The 7,010-nt window shown below is 71.4% G+C and carries 4 protein-coding genes; 3 read left to right on the forward strand and 1 reads right to left on the reverse strand.

The genetic code is table 11. The annotated features are described in order from the left end of the window. Positions 1-649: 649 nt before the first annotated feature. Positions 650-1,126, reverse strand: coding sequence for a hypothetical protein (locus GT354_RS24740; RefSeq protein WP_161358580.1), 477 nt, complete (start codon positions 1,124-1,126; stop codon positions 650-652). Between the two features lie 619 nt (positions 1,127-1,745). Between GT354_RS24740 and GT354_RS24745 the strand changes: the two genes are divergently transcribed. From GT354_RS24745 to GT354_RS24755, 3 genes are all read left to right on the forward strand, one after another. Beyond that, positions 1,746-3,755: a PQQ-binding-like beta-propeller repeat protein gene (locus tag GT354_RS24745; RefSeq protein ID WP_161358581.1), complete on the forward strand. Its 2,010-nt coding sequence runs from the start codon at positions 1,746-1,748 to the stop codon at positions 3,753-3,755. Between the two features lie 306 nt (positions 3,756-4,061). Further along, entirely contained in the window at positions 4,062-5,306 is a 1,245-nt protein-coding gene (locus tag GT354_RS24750) for a serine/threonine-protein kinase (RefSeq protein ID WP_161358582.1), read from the forward strand. A 7-nt stretch (positions 5,307-5,313) separates the two neighbouring features. Continuing rightward, complete coding sequence (locus GT354_RS24755; RefSeq protein ID WP_272923879.1) at positions 5,314-6,651, forward strand: PQQ-binding-like beta-propeller repeat protein; 1,338 nt, start codon at positions 5,314-5,316, stop codon at positions 6,649-6,651. The last annotated feature ends 359 nt before the right edge of the window (positions 6,652-7,010 follow it).

Below are 7,010 nucleotides of genomic sequence, written 5' to 3' on the forward strand. Positions count from 1 at the left end.
GACGTGGATCTTCTTGGCGCCCGGTGGGACGGCGAAGACGTGGTCACCGTCCTGATCGAAGACCTTCTGGCGCTTCTCGGCCGGAGCGGCTGCACCGGCGGGGGAGGGGGAGAGCAGCGCGAGCGGCAGGACGGTGACGGCGAGGGCACCGAGGAGGGAACGATGTGGGCGCACAGGGAAGATCCTTCGCGGGAGAGGGGATCCGAACCCTGACCAACGACCGATCGGGCGGGAGGAAACGACGAGGGTCGGCCCGGTGGCATCGGCGAGATCTGCCGGCAACCGTGCCCCGGCGGGACCCACCACCCCCACACCGTCAGCGGAGGGATGAAGCTTGGCGCGCCTTCGACCCGGACCGACAGAACCCTCGACAAGGTTCATCGTCCCGGCGCAGCAGGCACTTTCCCGTTACCGCCCATGATCGGGACGGGCTCCACGTGCAAGCCCGAGGCCAAGCGATCACTCGACCTGCGGTGTCACAACCCGACGGTCACCGGACTCCGATGACAACGCTCGATCTTCGCTGCGGCAGGTCACGAAATGCAGAAAGCCCGCCCGACCCCAACGGTCGAAACGAAATTCGTCGATTCGACTCGGGCCATCTCAAGAACGGCCCGGACTGCCGGCCTCGGTTCCCTGCGAGACGGGCTCAGTTCGCGTCCGCACGTGCCTGTTCGGCGCGGACCGCTGCCGAGTAGGCGGCGATCCGCTCCTTCTCGAGGTTCTTCAGCTTTGTGTCGTCCTTGTACTGCGGCTGAAGCGTGACACCCGGGGCGTTGTCGTACTCCTTGACGTACTTGGCGATGAGCTTCTTGTATTGCGTCTTCTGCGGGCCGCAGACCTCGTCACGGGTGTGGTCGTTGAGCTGGCGGACGCCGAGCAGGTCCTGCCGTGCCTGGGCGTAGGGGTTCTTCTTGCCGTTCCAGCTCATGGGCGACAGCGTCTCGATCTTCATGACGTCGGCGTAGAACGTGCCGCTGCGGTGCTCCTTGGCGCACACGAAAGCGCTGATCTCACGCACTGTCAGCGGTCCTGGTTCGGCGGAAGCGGGAACGGCCAGGAGCAGCGGAGGTACGACAGCCGACAGCGCAACGATGATGCGGGCGATCTTCGGTGTGGGGGTCATGCGCTGTCAACGATCTTGACCGGTAGCGGTCACATCCCACGCGCGGACGCGGACGCGGCTGCGCGAGCCGTGGCCGGCTTCCCGGACGTGGCTGCCCGCTTCGGCACCGAGGGGCACGCTTCGCCGGAGAGGACCAGGGCCTGTCGCCGCGGCGCCATGGGGACACGATCAGGGTGTGGGTCGCTCGCGCGCGGCCCGGGCGGCCGTTGACCGCTGCGGCCGCCGGGGCGACGGCGAGCAGGGTGGCGACCGTCGATGCGACGGCCGGGAGCAAAGGCCGCCTCGTCGGTCGAGGTGATCAAGTCGGCCCCGTCGCCGGTGGGGCGAACCCACAGGGCACGGTCACGCTTGTACAGACAAAGCACCGGCGCGTGAGGATTGTCGTAGAGGACGGTCCCGTCACGGGCCGGGTGTCGGCGTGCGGCCGTGCTTGCGGGCGAACTCCGCTCCGACGGCCCGGGCAGACTCGGCGCTCTCGTCGCGCGACATCGGGCGGTTCCCGAGCGGACGGCCTGCGGTTCGGGTGTACTTGACTTTGCTCGTGAGGACCGCGAGGACCACCGGCGGTTCGTACGGGGGTTCGGGAACCAGGTACGGCGTTGACGGGGGTCGGCCGACGGTGAAGGAATTGGCGGCGGGCGATCCCGTCGAACTGGGCGGGTACCGCCTGGTCGCGGTGCTGGGCAGCGGCGGTATGGGGCGGGTCTACCTGGGGCGCAGCCCGGCCGGGCGGGCCGTGGCGGTCAAGGTGGTGCACGCGCGGGTTGCGCGCGATCCGCGTTTTCGGGCGCGTTTCGCGCGTGAGGTGCGGGCCGCCCGGCGGGTGGACGGCGCGTTCACGGCGTCCGTTCTCGACCACGACGCCGATGCCGCGCGGCCGTGGTTGGTGACCGTGTATCTGCCCGGGCTGACGCTCGCCGAGGCGGTACGACGGCACGGTCCCCTGCCGGATTCGGCGACGCGGTTGCTGGGGGCGGCGTTGGCGGAGGCGTTGGCGTCGATTCACGCGGCCGGGGTGGTGCATCGGGATCTGAAGCCGGGCAATGTGCTGCTGACCCGTGAAGGGCCGCGGGTCGTGGACTTCGGGATCTCGCGCCTGGCGGACGAGAACGCCATCACGTCGTGGGGGGCGCTGGTGGGCACACCGGGGTATCTGGCGCCCGAGTTCCTGTCGTCGGGGGTGGTCTCGCCGGCGGGGGACGTGTTCGCGTTGGGCGGTCTCCTGCTGTTCGCGGCCACGGGTGAGGAGCCGCACGGCAGCGGGGCGATCTCGGTGTTGCTGGAACGGACGTTGCGTGGGCAGTCGCGGTTGGACGTGTTGCGCACCGTGTTGCCGCACTCGCGGGTGACCGAGTTGGTCGCCGCGTGCCTGTCCCGATCGCCCGAGCAACGGCCCACCCCCCGCGAGGTGTTGACCCGACTCGCGGCGGATCCCGACGAGATCGACGGGCTCGACTGGTTACCCGAGGGCCTGGCCCGCGGTGTCGTGGTCGAGGCCGCGGCCGCCGATCGGACCCTGGCCGCGGTCCGGGGCAAGCGGTCGGCGCTGGGCCCGGGCGGGTGGCGCCGACCCGGTCGTCGGGCGTTCCTGGTGAGCGCGGTGGCGGCCGCCGGCGCGGGGGCGTACGGGATCACGCTGTCGCGCCGGCGGCGGCACCGGCCCGCGAGCACGTCGATGCCCGAGTCTTCGGTCGGAACCGTGTGGGTGAGCAAGGTTCGAAGTGCGCGGACGATCGTCGTCTCGGGTCAGGTCGTGTACGTCGTCGGGGAGGGTCTCACCGCCATCGAAGCGGTCGGCGGGGGCCGCCTGTGGGATCGCGAGAAGGGCCCGTTTCCGAACGGGATCGTGGCGCAGGCGGACGGCGCGGCCCTGTTCGGCGGCGACGGCCGGAACCTGTACGCCTTGCACGCGGGAACGGGGCGGCCGCTTGCCGACTGGCAGGTCCCCGAGGTCGGCGTGGTGGGCCGGCCGGCGCTGTGGGGGCCGCGAGTCTTCGTGTGTGACGGTACGGGCCGGTTGACCGGCTGCGACCGCAACGGGGGCATCCGGATCACCACGGACCTGGCCGGGATCGGGCCGTACCCGGACCGGGCACCGGACGTCGCGGTGGCCGGCGACACGCTGTACGTGCCGTTCCAAGGACTACGAGCGCTCGATCCCGCCGACGGGCGGGTCAAGTGGTCCTTCGCCTCGGGGTCGTCCGGTACGGCGACGGTGCGCGACGACACGGTCTACCTCGTCGCCGACCAGAGACTGTGGGCGCTGGACCGGGCCGGCCGGATGCGCTGGTCCTTCGCGCTGCGGAGCCGGGCCGGTGCCGCGCCGACCGTCGTCGGCGGCGTGGTCTACGTCGGTGACGAGTCGGGACTGCACGCGCTGGAGGCCACGACGGGGGCGCACCGATGGCGGTTCGCGACCGGAGGTCCCGTCACGTCCTCGCCCGTCGTCCTGGACGACACGGTGTACACCGGGGCGGATCGCGATCGCGTGTACGCGGTGGCCACCCGGGACGGATCGGTGCGCTGGACCTACCCCGCCGGGCGGCAGGACACGTTGGGCCTGGGGGTGTTCGGTCGCACGCTCGTGGCCACGCTCGACGGATCGGAGGTACGAGCGCTGCGGTTGTGATCCGCCGAGTCGGCCCGCCGTCGACCCGGAACCAACCGGGTAAGCCTACGGATACGGGCTGCCGCCCACGCGGGCGGAACGGACCGAAGCGGCACCGTCGCGAACCGGTGGCAGCCCGTCGGGGCCGAAGCCGCGGCAGCGAAGTCACGAAGGCAGATCCCGAAGTGCCAAGCCGCAAGGGCACATCCGCCGTAGCGAGATCGCGAAGGCACATCCGCCGAAGCGAAGTCACGAAAGCAGGCCACGAAGCAGGCCACGAAAGCAAAGCCGCGGAAGTGAAGTCGCCGCAGACAACGGAGGAGGCCGGTGGAAGCGCTGCGTGCACAGGACCCGCGTCGGGTGGGTCCGTACCGGTTGACCGCCCGCCTGGGCGAGGGAGCCACCGGGGAGGTCTTCCTGGGGGTGTCCGCGGGCGGTCTGAGCGTCGCCGTCAAGGTGATCCACGACGGCTTGGCGGAAGAGCCCGACTTCTGCGCCCGATTCGTCCGTGAGACGGCGGCCGCGCGGGCGGTCGGCGGCGCGTTCACGGCAGCGGTGGTGGACGTGGGTGATCTTCCGCGCCCGTGGATGGCGAGTGTGTACCTTCCGGGCCTGCCGCTGGATCAAGTACTGGCCAAGCACGCGCCGTTGCCCGCCGACACGGTCCGGGTGCTCGAAGCCGGCTTGGCCGAGGCGCTGGTGGCGATCCACCGCGCCGGCGTGGTGCACCGCGACCTCAAGCCCTCGAACATCGTGCTCACCGAAGACGGGCCGCGGATCCTCGACTTCGGCATCGCTCGGGTGACCGGACTGGAGACCCTCACCGGGGCGGTCGACCTCCTGGGCACCCCGCCGTATCTGTCGCCCGAGCAACTGGAGGGCGGTACCGTCACCCCGCAAAGCGACGTCTACGCGCTGGGCGGAGTGCTGTACCACTGCCTGACCGGCACACCTCCGCGCGGACCGACCGGAAACGGCGCGCTCGCCCGCACGGAACCCGATCCCGGACCCGGTCCCGATTTCGATTTCGATCCCGGTCCCGATTTCGATCCCGGCCCCGGTCCCGATCCCGGTCCCGGTTTCGATCCCGATCCCGGTCCGCTCGGTATGGACGCGATCCTCGATCCGAAGCTTCGCGCGATCACCGCCGCGTGCCTGACCGAGGACGCGGCCGCGCGACCCACGCCGAGCGAGTTGATCCCCGCGCTGATCCCCGACGAAAGCGTTCGCGCGTTGTGGCTCACCACCGTCTCGGTCCCGACTGCCGCCACCGGCTGGTCGCCCGGGGGCAGGACGTCGGGGGCGGCGAGGTGGTTACCCGCCGCCTTGGCCGAGGAGATCGCCGTCGCCCACACCACTGCCGCGATATCGATGTCCGAGTCCGGCCTTTCCGGGCCGGAGCCGGTATCCACCTCGGCCGACGGCCCGTTCCCGGCGCCGGACGGCGGGCCGCCCACACATCGCCGGGCACTCACCCGCCGCGGCCTGCTCGCGGCGGTCACCGGTCTCGCGGGCGCCGCGATCGGAGCGCGGATCGCCACCTCGCGTTCGGGAGGGGGGGTCGACCCATGATTCGCGGCTGCGGTGGAGCGCCCCGGGGTTCGGCGTGCCGTTCGCGGTGCGCGAAGGCCGCTTGTACGTGGACGGGGTATACGGAGACCTGCACTGTCTTCGCGCGGACAACGGCAAGTCCCTGTGGCAACGGCCGTCCGACGAGAAGAATCGCAACGTCCGGGGAGACCGCCCGTCCGGTGAGGTGGTCTTCGCGCCGGACGGCACGATCCTGGCCCGCTCGGCCGGCGACCTGGTCGCCATCGATGCCGCAGGCGGGGAGATTCGCTGGCGGGTGGAGCGTCCGTGTGACGTCAACGCGCATCCCCGCGTCGCCTACGCCACCGGCTTGGTGATCGACAATGGTCTCGACCGCGAGAGCCGAGTGGCGGGGACGTACGCGGACTTCGCCCACCGCCCGCACGGGGATGCGGCCTGGCGTCACGTGCTTGCGCCTGCCGCCGCGGCCCGGACCCGACCGACGAACGGGGTCCGCGACCCGGTACGGATCGAACGTCGGTTCGGATCCGTCGCCGAGGATTGGAACGACACGTCGCCGACGACGCCGGAACGACACGAGTCACGCGGCAACCCGGTCGCGTCCGCCGGACTGGTCTTCACCACCGAGATCGTCCGCAGGGGTGCGGTGTACCTCGAGGCGTTCGTGGTCGCGCTCGACACGGACACCGGCGAGCCGCGGTGGCGATGTCCGATCCCGCCCGCCGTCCACCCCTCGACGCCGGTCGTGGTCGACGGCACGGTGTACCTCACCGGCGACAACTTCCGCGTCCACGCCCTGGATTCGGCGACCGGACGGGTCCGCTGGAGCGCGCTGCCCGAGCTCGCGCCGACCTTGCGGTTGCCCGCCGCCGAGGACGGAATCCCGTACGACGTCAATCACACGGACGCCTCCCCCGTGGTCTCCGGCGGCATCCTCTACCTGGCCTCGCACGACGGCATGCTGCGCGCCTACCGAACGAACGACGGCACGCCCTTGTGGTCGCTGCGCACCGGCGCCTCGGACGAGCCCACGTCCGCCGTCGGGACCAGAGCCCATCCGCTTCCGGTGGTCGACGGGGGAATCGTCTACGTCTACGCCGAGGAGGATCTCGTGGCGCTGGAGAGCCAGGACGGCCGGGTTCGCTGGCGGGCCTCGACGGGATGGGCCTCCGTGTATCCGGCCCCGGTGCTCGCCGGCGGCCTCGTGCACGCCCCCACCGACAACGGGGTGATGTCCCTGGACCCCGTCGACGGCCGCCGGGTGCGTCACCTCGACGTCGGCGGGCGGGCACGGGGGCTGATCGCCGGCCCGGAGACGCTCTACATCGGCGGACCCGACGGGATACACGCGGCCGATCTGCCGTAGCCGGGCAACACGGAACGGGTCGGCGGGAGAAGCTGCGCTCGGCACGGAAGGCTTCGGCACGGAGGGCTTCGGCACGGAGGGCTTCGGCACGTGACAAGTCGCCATCTTCGGTGGCGGCCCCGGCCCCGCTTCGAAGCCCCGTCCACGGGTTGATCCACTCGAAAGGGTGACCGTCACCGAGGCCCCGGCGTCGGTGTGCTCTCGCCGCCTGGTCGGGACAGTACGGCTCGTACGCCTCCACCGTCCGCTGCCGTCCTCGACGGCGGAGCCGTTCACGGCGGTAAGCGGTCGGGGTCGGGGTCGGCGTAGCCGTGCGAGGTGCAGTGCACGGGCCCGAACACGGCGACCGGCCGGCGGAG

It is taken from the genome of Streptomyces sp. SID3343 (assembly GCF_009865215.1).
Lineage (GTDB): Bacteria > Actinomycetota > Actinomycetes > Streptomycetales > Streptomycetaceae > Embleya.